Origin of the sequence: Patulibacter defluvii (genome assembly GCF_034096925.1) — a bacterium.
Taxonomy (GTDB): Bacteria; Actinomycetota; Thermoleophilia; order Solirubrobacterales; family Solirubrobacteraceae; genus Patulibacter; species Patulibacter defluvii.
In genome coordinates, this window is record NZ_JAWZSQ010000042.1 from 1 (window position 1) to 16,636 (window position 16,636).

Genomic DNA, 16,636 nt, shown 5'->3' on the forward strand with positions numbered 1-16,636 from the left:
GCGCGACCCTGCGGGCGGCGCTGCCGGGGCCGGCGCGGCCGGTGGTCGCGGCGGCGGCGACCTTCGGGGCGGCGGCGCTGGTGGTCCAGGCGGCGCTGCTGGCGTGGGTCCTGCGCGGCGACGGCGGCCACGCCGGCCTGGCCGCGATGGCCGCGCTGGCGGGCGGGCTGGCGCTGCTGCGGCTGACCGTCGCCCGCCACGAGGCGCGGGCCGGCCGCGCGATCGAGCAGCGGCTGCGGCGGGCGATCGTCGACCGCGTGCCGCGGCTGCCGGCCGACTGGTTCCGGACCCGTCCCGCCTCCGACCTGGCCGCCCGCGGCCACGCGCTGCACGAGCTGCGGACCGTCCCGGTGCTGCTCTCGCAGGCGCTGCGCGCGGCCGCCGAGGTGGTCCTGGTCGGGGTCGCGCTGGCGCTGCTGATCCCGCTGCCGTGGTGGACGGTCGCGCTCGGCCTGCCGCTGGTGGTGGCGACCGCGGCCGCCGGGGCGGCGGTCGTCCGCGGAGCCGACCTGCGGGTCGAGGAGCAGGGCTCGGCGATCAGCCGCTTCCTGCTCGACTGCCTGCTCGGAGCGGGGACGCTGCGCGCCCACCGGGCACAGCCGGCGGTCGCCGTCGAGCTGGCGTCGCGGCTCGGCGGCTGGGCGGCGGCGGCGCGGCGGACGGCGTGGCTGACCGGGGCGGCGGCGCTGGCCGAGGGGGCGGTCGCCTGGAGCCTGGCGCTGGCGGCCCTGGCCGCGGCCGGCGACGCCACCAGCGCGACCGGCCTGGTAGTCGTGGCCGGCTGCTTCGTGCTGCCGCTGGCCGCCGAGCGGCTGGGGCAGGCCGCGCGTCCGCTGCCGCGGATGGCGGTCCTGGCCGGTCGTCTGCGCGAGCCGCTGCGGGCGGCGCTGGAGCCGGCCTCGGTTCCGCCGGCCGCGGCCACGGGGGACGACGGCGCCGGCGTGACGATCGCGCTCGAGGGCGTGACCGTGGCGATCGGTCCGCGGCCGGTCTTGCACGACCTGACGGTGACGATCGCGGCCGGCGAGCAGCTGGCGCTGGTCGGCCCGACCGGCAGCGGCAAGTCGACGGTCGTCGACCTGCTGCTCGGCGCCCACCGCCCGCAGGCCGGACGAGTGCTGGTCGACGGCGCGCCGCTCGATCCCGCGCGGCTGCGGGCACGGACGGCGTGGGCCGGCCCGGCGGTGACCCTGTGGGACCTGCCGCTGGCCGCCAACGTGATCGATCCGGCGGTGGCCCCGGGCCGCGATCCGGCGGCGGCGCTGCGGGCGGCCGGGGCGGAGCCGGTGCTCCGGGCCCACGGCGAGCGGCCGGTCGGGTTCGCCGGCGCGCGGCTCTCCGGCGGCGAGGCCCAGCGCGTGCGGCTGGCGCGCGCGCTCGCCCGGGAGCGACCGGCGCTGGTGCTGCTCGACGAGGCGCTGCGCGGCCTCGACCGTCCGGCGCGCACGGCGCTGCTGCGGCGGGTCCGCGAGCGCTGGCCGGGGGCGACCGTCGTCTGCGTCACCCACGACCTGGAGACCGCGCTCGACTTCCCGCGGGTGCTGGTGCTGGCGGAGGGACGGCTGGTCGAGGAGGGCGATCCGGCGCGGCTGGCCGCCGATCCCGGCAGCCGGCTGGCGGCGGCGCTGGCCGCCCGCGACCGGGTCGACGACGAGCTGGCCCGCTGGTCGAGCTGGCGGATCGGCGACGACGGCACGACGGTCGCGACCAACGGTGGGGGCCCGGCCCGCCGCGCCGGCGGCGAGCTGGCCGGCGGGCCGTCTCCGCCGCCCGCCGCCGACCCGCTCGCGACGACCCTGCGGCTGGCGGGCCTGCGGCCGTCGGCGCGCCGGATCGCCCGGGTCCGCGCCCGGCTCGACGGCGCCCCCACCGCGCCGGTCGAGCCGCGGCTGGCCGTCGCCCTGCGGCGGGCGCGGGTGCGGCGCTGGACGGCCGCGGTCGGGCTGGTGACGCTGGCCCGCTACGCGCTCTACCTGGCGGCCTGGATCGCCTGCGTCCGCCACGGCGCGCCGCTGGCGGTGGTGGCGGCGCTGGTCGCCGCGCTGACCGCGACCACCGCGCTCCAGACCGGGCTGGTGGCGCGGACCGCGCTGCAGGTGGTCGGCGCGGTCCACGGCGCGCTCGCGGCGGCCGCCCTCCGCGCCGCCCCCGAGCGGATGCGGGTCGAGGGGATCGGCGGCCTGCTGGCGCGGCTGCAGGAGGCGCGGGCGCTCGAGACGACCGCCACCCACGGGGTCCTGGCCGGGCTGCTGGCGGTGGTCGAGATCGCCGTCGCCGGCACGATCCTGATCGCCGCAGGCGCGCTGCTGCTGGCCCTGCTGCTCGTCGTGTGGACGCTGGCGGTGGCCGCGGCCGGGGTCGCCGCGGTCCGCGCCCGCGAGGCCTGGACCAGCGCCCGGATCGCCGGCAGCGTGCGGCTGGTCGAGGGGCTGCTCGGCCATCGCACCGTCGCCCACGACGGCTGGCCGCCGGAGGCCGGGCACGACGCCCCGCGGCTGGCCCGGCGGATGGACGCCCAGGTCGCGCTGCTGGGGGCGGTCGGCGCCGGCGGCTGGCTGACCGGCGCGGTCGCCCTGCTGGCCCTCGGCGGCGCGGGCGGCGCGACGCTCGGCGCGGCGGTCGCCGGGGTCGTGCTGGCGACCACCGGGCTGGCACGGGCGGCGGCCTCGACCGGTGCGCTCGCCGCCGGGGTGGTGGCGTGGCGGCGGATCCGGCCGCTGCTCGACGCGGCCGCGGACGACCCGCTCGACGACGCCCCGGCGCCGGCGGGCGGCGACGGCCCGCTGCTGCGCGCCCGCGACCTTCGCTGGGGTCCCCCGCAGCGGCCGGCGCGGGCCACCGCGCTGACCGTCCGCCGCGGCGACCGCGTCGTCGTCCGGGGACCGTCGGGCGCGGGCAAGTCGACCCTCTGCCGGGTGCTGGCCGGGCTCGAGCCGGCGACCGCCGGCGCCGTCGAGCGCCACGGCCGGGTGGTGCTGGTGCCGCAGGTCGGGCAGGACCACGTGCTGCTGGGACCGCTGGCCTTCAACCTGCTGCTGGGCGTCGGCTGGCCGGCCACGCCCGCGGCGGTCGCGCGCGCCGAGCGGCTGGCCCGCGAGCTCGGCCTCGGTCCGCTGCTCGACCGGATGCCGGCCGGGATCCAGCAGCTGGTGGGGGAGACGGGCTGGCGGCTCTCCGACGGCGAGCGGAGCCTGATCGCCGTCGCGCGGGCGCTGCTGCGGCGGCCCGACGTGCTGATCCTCGACGAGAGCCTGGCCCCGCTCGACCACGACGCGCGCCGCCACGTGCTCGACCTGGCCGTCCGCCACGCCGGCGCGGTGCTGCTCGTCGCCCACGACTGAGCCGGCGAGCGGGCGACTCCAGCAGATAGCGTGTCGCTCGCGCATCGGACCCTGCTCGCCGGATCGCGGTCGGGCCAGGCCCGGCGCGCCCCGATCCCGAAGCGAAGCAGGCCACATGAAGGTCATCTACACCTACACCGACGAGGCTCCCGCGCTCGCGACGCACTCGTTCCTCCCGATCATCGAGGCCTTCGCCGGCGCCGCCGGCGTCGAGGTCGAGACCCGGGACATCTCGCTGGCCGGGCGGATCCTGGCCCAGTTCCCCGACCGCCTGACCGCCGAGCAGCGGGTCTCCGACGCGCTCGCCGAGCTCGGCGAGCTGGCCAAGACGCCCGACGCGAACATCATCAAGCTGCCGAACATCTCGGCCTCGATCCCGCAGTTGAAGGCGGCGATCAAGGAGCTGCAGGAGGCCGGCTACGCGGTCCCGGACTACCCGGAGAACCCGGCCACCGACGAGGAGCGGGCGGCCCGCGAGGCCTACGACCGCGTCAAGGGCTCGGCCGTCAACCCGGTCCTGCGCCAGGGCAACTCCGACCGCCGCGCGCCGGCCTCGGTCAAGTCCTACGCGCGCAAGCACCCGCACGTGAACAAGCCGTTCGCCGAGGGGTCGAAGACGGTCGTCACCAGCCTCGACGGCCACGACTTCCGCCACAACGAGCGGTCGGTCGTGCTGCCCGCCGATGACACGCTGCGGATCGAGCTGGTGACCGCCGACGGCGAGACCGTCGTGCTGAAGCCGGAGCTGCCGGTGCTGGCCGGCGAGATCGTCGACGGCACCGTCCTCGAGGCCGCCGCGCTGCAGGCGTTCCTGCGCGAGACCGTCGCCCGCGCGAAGGCCGAGGGCGTGCTCTGGTCGGTGCACCTGAAGGCGACGATGATGAAGGTCTCCGACCCGATCATCTTCGGCCACGCGGTGAAGGCCTTCTTCGCCGACGTCTTCGACCGCTACGGCGACGACCTGGCCGCGGCCGGACTCTCGGCCAACGACGGTCTCGGCACGATCCTGCCGGGGCTCGACGCGCTGCCGAACGGGGCCGAGATCAAGGCCGCCTTCGAGCAGGCGATCGCCGACGGCCCGCGGATGTCGTACGTGAACTCCGACAAGGGGATCACGAACCTGCACGTGCCCAGCGACGTGATCATCGACGCCTCGCTGCCGGCGCTGATCCGCAACGGCGGCCGGCTGTGGGGTCCGCAGGGCGAGGAGGACGACACGCTGATCGTGATCCCCGACTCCTCCTACTCGGGCGTCTACGCGACGGTGATCGAGGACGTGAAGGCCAACGGCCCGCTCGATCCGGCGACGATCGGGACGGTCCCGAACGTCGGCCTGATGGCCCAGGCCGCGCAGGAGTACGGCAGCCACGACAAGACCTTCGAGATCCCCGCGGCGGGCACCGTCCGGGTCGTCAACAGCGCCGGCGAGGCGCTGCTGGAGCAGCCGGTCGCGGCCGGCGACATCTGGCGCGGCACCCAGACCAAGGACGTCCCCGTCCGCGACTGGGTGCGGCTGGCGGTCGAGCGGGCGCGGGTCTCCGGCGACCCGGCCGTCTTCTGGCTCGACGAGACCCGGGCCCACGACGCGCAGCTGATCGCGAAGGTCCGCGAGTACCTGGGCGAGCACGACACCGATGGCCTCGACATCCGGATCCTGGCCCCGGCCGAGGCGACCAAGCTCTCGCTCGACCGGCTGCGGCAGGGCCAGAACACGATCTCGGTCACCGGCAACGTGCTGCGCGACTACAACACCGACCTCTTCCCGATCCTCGAGCTGGGCACCAGCGCGAAGATGCTGTCGGTGGTGCCGCTGATCGCCGGCGGCGGCCTGTTCGAGACCGGGGCCGGCGGCTCGGCCCCGAAGCACGTCCAGCAGCTGGTGGCCGAGGGCTACCTGCGCTGGGACAGCCTCGGCGAGTTCTTCGCCCTCGTGCCCTCGCTGGAGAAGTACGCCGACCAGGCCGGCAAGCCGGCGGCCAAGGTCCTGGCCGACGCGCTCGACCGGGCGACGGCGACCTTCCTCGACGAGAACCGCTCGCCCGGCCGCAAGCTGGGCACGATCGACAACCGCGGCAGCCACTTCTACCTGGCCCTCTACTGGGCCCAGGAGCTGGCGGCCCAGAGCGAGGACGCCGAGCTGGCGGCCCGCTTCGCCCCGCTGGCCGAGAAGCTGGCGGCCGAGGAGGCGACGATCGTGGCCGAGCTGCAGGCCGCCCAGGGCCAGCCGGTCGACCTCGGCGGGTACTACTTCGTCGACCGCGCCAAGGCCGACGCGGCGATGCGCCCGAGCGGCACGCTGAACGCCGCGATCGCGGCGCTGTAGGGAACGCCGTCCGGCCGGCCGCTCAGCGCCGGCCGGACGCCTTCCAGCAGGCCATCGACTGGTCGAGCTGGGCGAAGCTCAGCGGCTCGGCGGCGAGCGGGGTGGCGTCCTCGGGCCGCACCCGCAGGCCGTCGAGCACGATCGCGAGCAGCCGCCGCCAGGTGTCGGGGCTGGCCTCGCGGGTGTAGTCGACGAGGCTGCCGAGGGTCATCCCGATCAGGGGCACGTCGGTCGGGGCCAGGTCGGCCCGGATCGCGCCCGCGTCCTGGGCGCGGCGGAAGAGCTTGATCGCGACCGGGGCGATCCGCTGGCGCGAGGCCGCCACGCGCGAGGTCCCGGTGCGGTGGCTCAGCAGCAGCTCCTTGAGGCCGCGGTCGGCGGCCTGCAGCTCCAGCTGGCCGCGGAAGAAGTGGACCCAGCCCTCCCACGGGTCCTCGATCGCCAGCCCCTCCTCGGCGAGCGCGACGATCTCGGAGATCCGCTCCTCGAAGAGGGCGTCGATCAGCTGGTCCTTGTCGGGGAAGCGGCGGTAGACGGTGCCGACGCCGACCCCGGCGTGCTTGGCGATGTCGTCCATCGTCACGCCCAGGCCCTGGTCGGTGAAGACCTCGCGCGCGGCCTGCAGGATCCGCCGCCGGTTGCGTTCGGCGTCGGCCCGCAGCGGGCGCTCGCTGGGCAGGTCCTGCGACTCGGTGGCGCTGTCGCCCTCGTCGGACATGACCCGATCATACAAAACGGAGGACAGTGCTCCGGTTGTGTGCTACGGTGCCGAAAGAAAAGTTGAGGTCACTCCTCCACTTGTGTGCGCCGGACCACACGAACGGCGCCCACCGGACCCGCACCCGCCTCCCCGGAGCACCCCATGCCCACCACCCACGATCCGCACCACGCGCGCCGCTGGCTGATCCTCGCCGTGATCGGGATCGCCCAGCTGATGGTTGTCCTCGACGCGACCATCGTGAACATCGCCCTCCCGTCCGCCCAGCACGACCTGGGCTTCTCCGACGACTCCCGCCAGTGGGTCGTGACCGCCTACGCGCTCGCCTTCGGCAGCCTGCTGCTGCTCGGGGGCCGGCTCGGCGACCTGCTCGGCCGCAAGCGGATCTTCATCGTCGGCCTGCTCGGCTTCGCCCTCGCCTCCGCCGTCGGCGGCGCCGCCGGCAGCTTCGGCGTCCTGGTCGCCGCCCGCGCGGCCCAGGGCCTCTTCGGCGCGCTGCTCGCCCCGGCCGCCCTCGGCCTGCTGTCGACCACCTTCACCGACCCCCAGGAGCGCGGCAAGGCGTTCGGCGTCTTCGGCGCGATCGCCGGCTCGGGCGCGGCGATCGGGATGCTGCTCGGCGGCGTCCTGACCGAGTGGCTGTCGTGGCGCTGGAGCCTCTACGTCAACCTCTTCTTCGCCGTCCCGGCCGCGATCGCCGCCTTCCGGCTGCTGCACGAGCAGGCCCCGGCCGAGCGCCCGCGGCTCGACATCCCCGGCACCCTCGCGGCGTCGGCCGGCCTCTTCTCGCTCGTCTACGGCTTCTCGCACGCCGAGACCGACGGCTGGGGCAGCGGCGGCACGATCGCCTTCCTCGCCGCCGGCGTCGCGCTGCTGGTCGGCTTCGTCCTGATCGAGCTGCGCAGCAAGCACCCGCTGCTGCCGATGCGGGTGGTGCTCGACCGCTCGCGCGGCGCGTCCTACCTGGCCTTCGGGATGGCGAGCGTGGCGATGTTCGGGGTCTTCCTGTTCCTGACCTTCTACCTGCAGCAGACGCTCGGCTTCTCGCCGATCGAGACCGGCCTCGCCTTCCTGCCGATCAGCGCGGCGATCATGGTCACCGCGACGACCGTCAGCACCAAGGTCTTCCCGCGGACGGGCGCCCGCCCGCTGGTCCCGACTGGGATGCTGCTCGGCGCGGCCGGGATGGTCTACTTCACCGGCATCGGCACCGACAGCGCCTACGCCACCCACGTGCTCCCGGGCCTGCTGGTGATGGGCGTCGGGATGGGCCTGATCTTCGCCCCGGCGATGGCCACGGCCACCCTCGGCGTCGACCGCACCGACGCCGGCGTCGCCTCGGCGATGGTCAACACCGCCCAGCAGGTCGGCGGCTCGATCGGCACCGCGCTGCTCAGCACGCTGGCCGCCAGCGCGGTCACCAGCTTCGCCGAGGGCCGCGCGCGGACCCCGCAGGTGATGGCCGAGGCCGCGGTCCACGGCTACACCACCGCCTTCTGGTGGTCGGCCGGGATCTTCCTGGTCGGCGCGCTGGTGACCGGGACGCTGCTGCGCGGCGGCGCGCCCCAGGTCGACCCGGCCGCCGAGCCGGCGATGGCCCACTGATCCTCGCCCGGCCGCCGCTCCGGCGGCCGCGGCGAACCCTCGCAGCACGCGCGGCCCGGCCTGTCCGGGCCGCGCGCCCGTCCGGGCCCGGGACGCGGTCAGCGGTCGCCGACGACCCGCCGCAGACCGGGCAGCGGCAGCGCGCCGAGCAGCCCGCGGACGGTGCCGCCGGTGACGTTCAGCCAGTCGAAGTGGTCGCGCCAGAGGGTGATCTGGCCGTCGTGGACCTCGAACGTGCCGCAGACCCAGAAGGCGACCCGCAGCCGCCCGACCTCGATCACGTCGGTCCGCTCGGTCAGCACCACCGGGCCGTCGACGGCCAGCCGGTGGGTCCGGGCCTCGAAGCCGGTCGCGACGCGGGTGAAGGTGCCGAGCGCCCGCTCCAGCCCGCGGCGGCCGTGGATCGTCGGCAGCGAGACGTTCTCGTAGACCAGGTCGGGGGCGACCAGCGCGGTCGCGCGGCCGACGTCGAGCAGCTCGAGCGAGGCGAGGAAGGCCCGCACCACCGTCGCCTCGGCGCTGTCGGCCGCCGTCGGCGCCGGGTTGGGGGCGGAGCCGGAACCAGGAGAGCCCATGGACGACGACGCTACTGGCTCGGTCGGGCGGCTGGCACGTCGAGCCGCTCGCGGCGGGCGGTGGCGGAGCCGCTGCCGGGGTCGACGGAGACGAGGTCGACGGCGAGCGGACGGAAGCGGTCGTCGTCGGTCCGGTAGACCAGCCGGGCGACGCCGATCGCCGTCGGGTCGCCGGCCAGGTTGCCGGTGCCGCCGGCGCCGACGCTGCCGCCGTCGATCACGGTCACGTCGCCCTGGCGGGTCAGGTCGGCGCGGTGGGTGTGGCCGACGACGAACACCAGCGGCCGCCGCGGCGGGTGCTCGTGGAGGTCGCGGAGGGCGACCCCGAGCAGTGCCGGCTCGTGGACCATGACCACGTCGACGCCGCCGACCAGGGGCCGCAGCCAGGCGGCGAACTGCTGCTGCTCGGCGACGCTCGGCCCCTCGTCGTCGTAGCGGTCGCGGTAGCCCTGCGAGCGCAGCCGCACGAACGGATCGCCGTAGCCGGCCACCCGCAGGCCGCCGACCCGGGCCGTCATCCGCCGCGGCCGCAGCGGCCGCCCGTCGCGGCCCAGCTGACCGTCGCGGCCGAGGACGATCGCCCCCCGCCGCGCCAGCGAGCGGGCCAGGCTGTCGGAGTCGTGGTTGCCGGTCACGAAGGCGAACGGCCGGCCGGTGTGGACCACCCGCTCCAGCAGCTGCGCCTCGAGCGGCGACCCACGGTCGGTCAGGTCGCCCGGGAAGAGCACCGGCCCGCCGTCGGCGATCCGGCGCAGGATCGGCAGCGCGAGCACGTTGTTGTGGAGGTCGGAGGCGATCGTGACCCGCGCGGCGTCGTCCAGCGGTCGCCGGCCGGCCGGGTCGGTGACCAGCCGCGCCAGCCCGACCAGCTGGGCGTCCAGCTCCTGGTCGAGCACGCCCGAGGAGCGCTGGGCGTCCTCCAGCACCGACAGCGCCCGCGGGATGTCGGGCCCGAACGCGTAGTACTGCGGCCGGTCGAGCGCGCCCCGCGGCGGCAGCAGCACCACAAGCAGGACCCCGCCGAGGGCGGCGGTGGCGACCGCGGTCGCGGCCGTCCAGCGCAGCCGCGGGCCGTTGCGCGAGCGGACGGCCAGCGCCACCAGCAGGCCGCCGGCGGCGGCGACCAGGACCGCTACGGCGATCGACGACCGCAGGTAGTCGGCGATCGCGCCGCGGGCCTCGGCCTGGACCGCGCGGACGTCGAGCGGGCCGCCCTCGGCCACCCGCTGGGCGGCGCGGCGGTCGACCGTCCGCAGGTCGACCCGCAGCCGCGCCGGCAGCCGGATCGCGTCGTAGCGGACGCCCCAGTCGACCAGCGGGACGAACAGGTCGAGCGCCCCGCGGTGCCCGGGGTCGAGCGAGAGCCGGACCTGCCCGACGGAGAGCCGGACGTCGCGGTCGTGGACGGCGAGCGCGCCGACGCCGGCGGCCAGCGCGGCGACGACGACCGCCAGCAGGCTCAGCGCCCGCCGCAGCCGGCGGCCGGCGCGGCGGGCCGTGCCGCTCCGCAGCGCCCGCCGGACCGCGGCGAGCGCGTCGACGAGCGGACGGCGCGCGATGCCCCTTCGCCTCCCGCGATCAGGCCGCCTGGGTGGTCCCGGCGGCGTCGATCATCTCCGCGATCCGGGTCAGTTTGACCCGCGGGCGGCCCTGCGGCTCGCCGAGCGCCTGCTCGTGGGCGTCGATCCGCGACCACGCCTCCCAGTCGACCAGCGCCGGCTGCCGCTCGGCCAGCAGGCCGGGCAGGTCGTCCTCGGTCACCGTCGGCTCCGGCAGCAGGCCGCCGGCGAGGTCCTCGAGGATCGCGTCGGTGGTGCCCTGGGCGCACTTCTTGTTGGTGCCGATGATCCCCGACGGGCCGCGCTTGATCCAGCCGGCGGTGTAGACGCCGGGCACCTGCTCGTCGCTGTTCTCGTCGATCACGCGGCCACCGACGTTGCGGATCGTCGCCCGCTGGTCGTCGAACGGCACGTCGTGCAGCTTCGTCCCGCGGTAGCCGATCGAGCGCAGCACCAGGCCGCACTCGATCACCTCGGTCTGCTCGGTCGGGCGGGCGGAGAGCCAGCCGTCGTCGTCGGCGACCAGCTCGTTCTTGACGATCTCGATCCCCTCGACCTTCTGCTCGCCGAGGATCCGCACGGGGGAGGCGAGGAACCGCAGCACGATCCGCCGCTTCTTCCCCTCCGGCGTGCGGGTCGAGTACTCGGTCGCGATCTCGACGTTGCGCTTCTCCCGCACGTCGGCGCCGTCGCGCTCCAGCCAGCGGGCGCTGTGCTCGTCGAGCGCGACCTCGGCCGGGTCGACGACGATGTCGCAGTCGGCCATCTCGCCCAGCTCGCGCAGCTCGGGGTTGGTGAACGCCGCCTGCGCCAGGCCGCGGCGGCCGAGCATCACGATCTCCTCGACCTCGGAGGCGATCAGCGCGTCGATCGCGTGGTCGGCGGTGTCGGTCTCGCGCAGCTCGCCGGCGTCGAGGCCGAGCATCCGCGCGACGTCGACGGCGACGTTGCCGTTGCCGATCACCACCGCCCGCTTCGCCGACAGGTCGAACTCCAGGTCGCGCGCGTCGGGGTGGCCGTTGTACCAGGCCACGAACTCGGTGGCGGGGTGCGATCCGGGCAGGTCCTCGCCCGGGATCCCCAGCCGCCGGTCGTGCGAGGCGCCGGTGGCGTAGAGCACCGCGTGGTGGCGCTCCAGCAGCTCGCCGTGGGTGATGTCCTTGCCGACCTCGACGTTGCCGAAGAACCGGAACCCGGGCTTCTTGGCGATCTTCTCGTAGACCCGCGTCACCGACTTGATCTTCGGATGGTCCGGGGCGACGCCGAACCGGACCAGCCCGAACGGCGTCGGCAGCCGGTCGAAGAGGTTCACCTGCACGTCGGCGTCGGCCGCCGACAGCAGCTGCCCGGCGGCGTAGAACCCCGCCGGACCGGCGCCGACGATGGCGACCTTCAACGAACGGGCGGGGGTCTCGGACTGATCGGACACGGAGCCTCGGCGGGTCGGGTATGCGGCCGGAGGCCGGCGTGACCACGGCGACCTCCGACTTCCATGGTACGAATTGCGGCACCCGGGCCGCGCGGTCCGGGTCCGACGCCCCCGACGGTCAGCGGGTCGGGGTGGCGGCCGCGAACGCGTCGGCCGCGGCCAGGTCGAAGGCGCCGTGGTCGCTGCCCAGCCCCTGGGCCACCAGCGCCGCGGCCGCGCTGCCGAGCACGGCGCAGGCCCGCGGGTCACGGCCGAGCGAGAGCCCGCGCAGGTAGCCGGCCGAGAACGCGTCGCCGCAGCCCGAGGTGTCGACGACGTCGATCGCGAACGCCGGCAGCTCGATCACGTCGTCGGCGGTCACCACCACCGCGCCGTCGCCGCCGCGGGTCGCCGCGACCGTCGTCACCCCGCGCGCGATCAGCGCCCGGCAGCCGGCGACCAGGTCGTCCTCGCCGGTGAAGCCGAGCACCTGGGCGTCGTTCGGCAGCAGGTGGTCGAGCTGCGGGAAGGCCGGCGCGATCCAGTCCAGCAGCCCGGGGTTGCCGTCGGCCAGGACGTCGGCCGAGGTCACCGCCCCGTGCTCGTGGGCCAGCGCCAGCAGCTCGCCGGCCGCCTCGCCGCCCAGGAACTCGGGCCCGCCCAGGTGCAGGTGGGTCGCGTCGGCGATCGCCTCGCGCGGGGCGTCGGCCAGGCCGTAGGCGCCGTTGGCGCCGATCACGTGCAGCGCCGGCCGGTCGCCGTTGGGGCGGATCGGCAGCACGCTGGCCGAGGTCTGGACCTCCGCCCGCCGGACCAGCAGCGAGCTGTCGACGCCGTGCCGCTCCAGCAGGTCGACCAGCAGCGCGCCGAGCGCGTCGTCGCCGATCGCGCCGGCGGTCCGGACCCGCGCGCCGAGCTTGGCCAGCGTCACCGCGGTGCCGCCGGCGGTCCCGGCCGGGGCGGCGCGGATCTCCTCCAGCAGCTGCGAGCCCTGGCCGTCGGGGATCCCCTCGACCGGGCGGGCGAGCACGTCGAGCACGTGGACGCCGAGGGTCAGGACGCGCATGTCGGTCACTGCGGGGCTCCGGGGTCGGGGTCGGGATCGGCCGCGTGGGTCTGGCCGTAGCGGCGGGCGACGGCGGCGTCGATCACCGCCTGCTGCTGGGCGCCGTCGAGGATCCGCAGGCCGTCGGCGGCGGCCGCCGGGGCCGCCCGCAGGTAGACCTCGCAGAGCCACTCGAGCAGGTGGGTGTGGGCGACCGCCGCGTCGAGGTCGTGGCCGACGGTGACCGCGCCGTGGTTGGCCAGCAGCGCCGCCTGGCGGCCGTCGGCCAGCGCGTCGGCGACCAGCTCGGCCAGCTCGGGGGTGCCGAAGGGGGCGAAGGGGGCGATCCGGACCGGGCCGCCGAGCAGCAGCATCTCGTAGTGGATCAGCGGCAGCTCGCGGTCGAGCACCGTCCCGACGGCGGTCGCCGCGGTCGCGTGGCTGTGGACGACCGCGCCGCAGCCGTGGCGACGGTAGGCCGCCAGGTGCAGGTCCAGCTCCGAGGTCGCCTGCAGCGGTCCGTGGACGTGGCGGCCGTCGAGGTCGACGACGGCGATCTGGTCGCCGTGGAGCAGCGCCAGCTGGCCGCCGGTCGGGGTCACCGCGACGTGGTCGCCGGCCCGCAGGCTGACGTTGCCGCTGGTGCCGCGGACGAGGCTGCTGTCGGCCAGCGCGCGGGCGGCGGCGGCGACCCGCTCGCGCTCAGCGGCGAGCACGGTCGGCGCTCGCCCGGCGGGCGAAGGGAGGGGAGGGGCAGTGGGACATCTGGAGCTGGACTGTAGCCCGAATTCGGTCTATGGTGAAAACGCTCTCAGATTTCACCTGTGAAACCTGGCGGATCGCCAGTTTCCACGCGCCCATGACCGCCCCCGCCGAACCACCGCCGCCGATCGCCCGGCTGCGCCGCGAACCCCAGCAGGAGCGCAGCCGCGAGCGGCTGCAGCGGGCGCTCGACGCCGCCGACCGGCTGCTCGCCGCGGAGGGCGTCGAGGCCCTGACCACCACCCGGATAGCCCGCGAGGCGGGGATCTCGGTCGGCTCGCTCTACCAGTACGTGCCCGACCGCGAGGCGATCGTCGACGCGCTCGCCGCCCGCTTCCTGGAGCAGTTCGAGGCGCTGATGGAGACGGTCGTCGCGGCCGCCGCCGACGAGCGCTGGGACGACCCGGCCGCGGTCGTGATGGAGGCCTTCGTCGCCCGCTGGCGGGCGGAGCCCGGCTACCGCGCGCTCTGGCTCGGCCGCCACCTGACCCCGCAGCTGCAGGAGGCCGACCGCCGCAACAAGCGGGTGCTGGCCGACGGCGCGCGCCGGATCCTCGTCGCCCAGGGCCACGCCGTCGACGGCGACGAGCTCGCCCGCAAGTGCTGGACCGCCGTGCTCTGCGCCGACGCGCTGCTGCACGACGCCTTCCGGCTGGACCCCGACGGGGATCCGGCCACCCTCGCCGAGGCGGTGGTGCTGCTGCGCGCCTACCTCGACACCGCGGAGCGTCCCGCGGTCCCCCCACCCACCCCCGCAGGAGCCACCCCATGACCAGCGACCACTCACTGACCCGCCGGCGGCTGATCGGCGCCGGGGCCGCCGCCGGCGCGATGGCCGCCGGGGGGATCGCCGCCGACCAGGCCGAGGCGGCCAAGCGGAAGCGCAAGCGCAAGCCGAAGCGGACCCCGAAGCCCCCGACGGTGCCGAAGGTCGACGTGGTCGTGGTCGGCGCCGGGCTCTCGGGCCTGACCGCCGCCCGCCGGATCGCCGCGGCCGGCAAGTCGGTGGTGGTGCTCGAGGCCCGCGACCGGGTCGGCGGCCGGACGCTCAACCACGACGTCGCGCCGCGGCGCCCGGTCGAGGCCGGCGGCGAGTACGTGGGGCCGACGCAGAACCACATCATCGGGCTCTGCAAGGAGCTCAAGATCGGGATCTACCAGGCCTACACGCAGGGCGAGAACGCCTACATCGCCGACGGCAACGTCCAGCGCTACACCGGCGACATCCCGCCCGAGCTCGGCGCGCTGCTGGGGCTCAACGACCTGCTGACCTCGATCGACGACATCGCCCACTCGCTGAACCCGAACGAGCCGTGGGGCAACCCGCGCGCGGCCGAGTGGGAGAGCGACACCGTGGCCTCGTTCCTGCGCTCGCGCGGGCCGCTGGTCAGCGAGCGGGTCCACCAGCTGGCCGAGTGCCTGATCGAGCCGAGCTTCGGGGCCAGCAACCGCGAGGTCACGCTGCTGCTGTTCGCCCGCTTCGTGGCCGGGGCCGGCGACGAGAACACGATCGGGACCGTCGAGCGGATGCTGGGCAGCCGCAACGGCGCCCAGGACTCGCGGATCCTCGGCGGCAGCCAGATCGTCTCGCTGGCGATGGCCAACCAGCTCGGCGGCCAGCGGGTGGTCCTCAACGCCCCGGTCCGCCGGATCACCCAGGCCGGCGGCGAGGTCACCGTCCTCAGCGACGCCGGCAGCTGGCGGGCGAAGCGGGTGGTGGTGGCGGTGCCGCCGCCGCTGGCCGCCGCGATCGACTTCCAGCCCGGCCTGCCGCCCGAGCACCGGATCCTGCTCCAGCGCTCGCCGATGGGCGTGCTGATGAAGTGCGAGGCGGTCTACGAGCGGCCGTTCTGGCGCGACGAGGGGCTGAGCGGCGCGGCCGTCGCGGCCGGCACCGACGGGCCGATGAAGGTGATGTTCGACAACACCCCGCCGGAGGGCTCGCCGGGCGTGCTGTTCGGCTTCTGCGGCGGCGACAGCTGGCGCCGCTTCAGCGGCATGCGGCCGGCCGACCGGCGGGCCGCCGTGCTGCGCCAGTTCGCCACCTACGTCGGTCCCCAGGCGCTGAAGGCGAAGGCCTACTTCGACAAGGACTGGGGCCGCGAGCCGTGGTCGGCCGGCGGCCCCGTCGCGCTGCCGGCGCCGGGCACGCTGAGCGGCTTCGGCAGCTGGATGCGGCAGCCGCACGGCGGCGTCCACTGGGCCGGGACCGAGACGTCGGACTACTGGGCCGGGTTCATGGACGGGGCGGTCCGGGCCGGCAAGCGCGCCGCTCGCGAGGTGCTGGCGTGAGCGGCGTCCGGCGGCTGCTGCCGCTGGCGCTCGGCGCGGCGCTGCTCGGCGCGCCCGCGACCGCGGCCGCCCACAGCGAGGCCGAGGCGGCGGCCGAGGACCGCTACGCCCAGATCCACCCCGAGCCGCCGCGGGCGGTGGCGCGGGGCGCCGGCGAGCTGCGCGCGGCCGGCCAGCTGCCGCCGGCCGCCAGCTACGCCGCCACCAGCCCGCCGCCCGCCGCGACCGACGTCCCCGCCGGCACGCTGCGGGCCGGCGTCGGCCGCGCCGACCTGACCCCGCCGCTGATGGGCAAGTACTTCCTCGGCGGCTGGACCCGCGCCGACCGGATCGGCCGCGGCGTCTCGACCCGCCTGACCACCAGCGCGCTGGTGCTGGAGCGCGGCGGGCGGCGGGTGGCGCTGGTCGCGATGGCCGACTTCGCCGTTCCCCAGGGGCTCCAGCAGGCGATCGCGGCGAAGGTCGCCGACCTCGGCTTCAGCGAGCGCGACGTGATCATCTCCGCCACCCACACCCACTCGGGGACCGGCGGCTACGCCAACAGCCAGACGCTCAACACCGCCGCGCCGGGGATCGAGATGATCCTGACCAACCCGGCCAGCCTCGCCGGCCTGGTGGCGCCCGCCCCGGCCGACCCGCAGCTCTACACCTTCATCGTCGAGCGGGTGGCGACCGCGATCCGCCGCGCGGCCACCGGCCTGCGCCCGGCCGCCGCCGGCTGGGGCCACACGACGCTGCACGGGATCACCCGCAACCGCAGCCTGATCGCACGGCTCAACGACTTCGGCACCAGCGACCCGTCGAAGGTGCCCTACGAGCGGACGATCGACCCCAACGTCGACGTGCTGCGGGTCGACGCGCTGACCGCGGCCACCTGCACCGCCGAGGTCCGCCGCAGCGCCCGCACGTCGCGCAGCGCCGCCCGCCGCGCCAAGACCCTGACGACCCGCGCCCGCCGCGCGCGCCGGGCCGCCGCCCGCGCCCGTGGCCGGGCCCGGACCGTCGCCC

At 76.1% G+C, this 16,636-nt stretch carries 12 protein-coding genes; 6 read left to right on the forward strand and 6 right to left on the reverse strand.

Annotation, left to right across the window (positions count from 1 at the left end; genetic code table 11):
* Together SH587_RS24015 and SH587_RS24020 are read left to right on the forward strand one after the other, a co-directional pair.
* A partial coding sequence (locus SH587_RS24015) for an ATP-binding cassette domain-containing protein (protein ID WP_320673197.1) occupies positions 1-3,341 on the forward strand: 3,341 nt, incomplete at its 5' end.
* 115 nt (positions 3,342-3,456) lie between these two features.
* Complete coding sequence (locus tag SH587_RS24020; RefSeq protein WP_320673198.1) at positions 3,457-5,664, forward strand: NADP-dependent isocitrate dehydrogenase; 2,208 nt, start codon at positions 3,457-3,459, stop codon at positions 5,662-5,664.
* A 22-nt stretch (positions 5,665-5,686) separates the two neighbouring features.
* Here the strand turns inward: SH587_RS24020 and SH587_RS24025 are convergent, their stop codons facing one another.
* Positions 5,687-6,382, reverse strand: a complete 696-nt coding sequence (locus tag SH587_RS24025) for a TetR/AcrR family transcriptional regulator (RefSeq protein ID WP_320673199.1) — start codon at positions 6,380-6,382, stop codon at positions 5,687-5,689.
* 144 nt (positions 6,383-6,526) lie between these two features.
* Between SH587_RS24025 and SH587_RS24030 the strand changes: the two genes are divergently transcribed.
* Positions 6,527-7,987 (forward strand): DHA2 family efflux MFS transporter permease subunit, encoded by a 1,461-nt coding sequence (locus SH587_RS24030; protein WP_320673200.1) that lies wholly within the window; start codon positions 6,527-6,529, stop codon positions 7,985-7,987.
* 98 nt (positions 7,988-8,085) lie between these two features.
* Here SH587_RS24030 and SH587_RS24035 read toward each other — a convergent pair whose 3' ends face one another.
* The 5 genes from SH587_RS24035 to SH587_RS24055 all read right to left on the reverse strand — a co-directional run bounded on the left by SH587_RS24035 (position 8,086) and on the right by SH587_RS24055 (position 13,290).
* Positions 8,086-8,562, reverse strand: coding sequence for a limonene-1,2-epoxide hydrolase family protein (locus SH587_RS24035; RefSeq protein ID WP_320673201.1), 477 nt, complete (start codon positions 8,560-8,562; stop codon positions 8,086-8,088).
* Between the two features lie 11 nt (positions 8,563-8,573).
* Positions 8,574-9,785 carry a metallophosphoesterase family protein gene (locus SH587_RS24040; protein ID WP_320673202.1) on the reverse strand — a complete coding sequence of 404 codons (1,212 nt, stop codon included), beginning with the start codon at positions 9,783-9,785 and terminating at the stop codon, positions 8,574-8,576.
* Positions 9,786-10,140: 355 nt separating this feature from the next.
* On the reverse strand, positions 10,141-11,550 hold the full coding sequence (locus SH587_RS24045) for an FAD-dependent oxidoreductase (RefSeq protein ID WP_320673203.1): 1,410 nt from the start codon (positions 11,548-11,550) through the stop codon (positions 10,141-10,143).
* A gap of 118 nt (positions 11,551-11,668) precedes the next feature.
* Positions 11,669-12,595: a carbohydrate kinase family protein gene (locus SH587_RS24050; RefSeq protein WP_320673208.1), complete on the reverse strand. Its 927-nt coding sequence runs from the start codon at positions 12,593-12,595 to the stop codon at positions 11,669-11,671.
* Between the two features lie 5 nt (positions 12,596-12,600).
* Positions 12,601-13,290, reverse strand: a complete 690-nt coding sequence (locus SH587_RS24055; RefSeq protein ID WP_320673204.1) for a class II aldolase/adducin family protein — start codon at positions 13,288-13,290, stop codon at positions 12,601-12,603.
* Between the two features lie 143 nt (positions 13,291-13,433).
* On the opposite strand from SH587_RS24055, the gene SH587_RS24060 reads away from it, so the two are divergent.
* From SH587_RS24060 to SH587_RS24070, 3 genes are all read left to right on the forward strand, one after another.
* Positions 13,434-14,108 carry a TetR/AcrR family transcriptional regulator gene (locus SH587_RS24060; RefSeq protein ID WP_320673205.1) on the forward strand — a complete coding sequence of 225 codons (675 nt, stop codon included), beginning with the start codon at positions 13,434-13,436 and terminating at the stop codon, positions 14,106-14,108.
* The gene (locus SH587_RS24065) at positions 14,105-15,628 is read left to right on the forward strand and encodes a flavin monoamine oxidase family protein (protein ID WP_320673206.1); all 1,524 of its coding nucleotides are present in this window, start codon (positions 14,105-14,107) and stop codon (positions 15,626-15,628) included. Before SH587_RS24060 ends, SH587_RS24065 begins: the two co-directional genes overlap by 4 nt.
* A partial coding sequence (locus SH587_RS24070; protein ID WP_320673207.1) for a neutral/alkaline non-lysosomal ceramidase N-terminal domain-containing protein occupies positions 15,625-16,636 on the forward strand: 1,012 nt, incomplete at its 3' end. The genes SH587_RS24065 and SH587_RS24070, both read left to right, overlap by 4 nt.

Coding starts and splice junctions, on each gene's coding strand:
- SH587_RS24060 (WP_320673205.1), top strand. CDS start 13,434: ATGACCGCCCCCGCCGAACCACCGCCGCCGATCGCCCGGCTGCGCCGC.
- SH587_RS24030 (WP_320673200.1), top strand. CDS start 6,527: ATGCCCACCACCCACGATCCGCACCACGCGCGCCGCTGGCTGATCCTC.
- SH587_RS24025 (WP_320673199.1), bottom strand. CDS start 6,382: ATGTCCGACGAGGGCGACAGCGCCACCGAGTCGCAGGACCTGCCCAGC.
- SH587_RS24035 (WP_320673201.1), bottom strand. CDS start 8,562: ATGGGCTCTCCTGGTTCCGGCTCCGCCCCCAACCCGGCGCCGACGGCG.
- SH587_RS24050 (WP_320673208.1), bottom strand. CDS start 12,595: ATGCGCGTCCTGACCCTCGGCGTCCACGTGCTCGACGTGCTCGCCCGC.
- SH587_RS24065 (WP_320673206.1), top strand. CDS start 14,105: ATGACCAGCGACCACTCACTGACCCGCCGGCGGCTGATCGGCGCCGGG.
- SH587_RS24020 (WP_320673198.1), top strand. CDS start 3,457: ATGAAGGTCATCTACACCTACACCGACGAGGCTCCCGCGCTCGCGACG.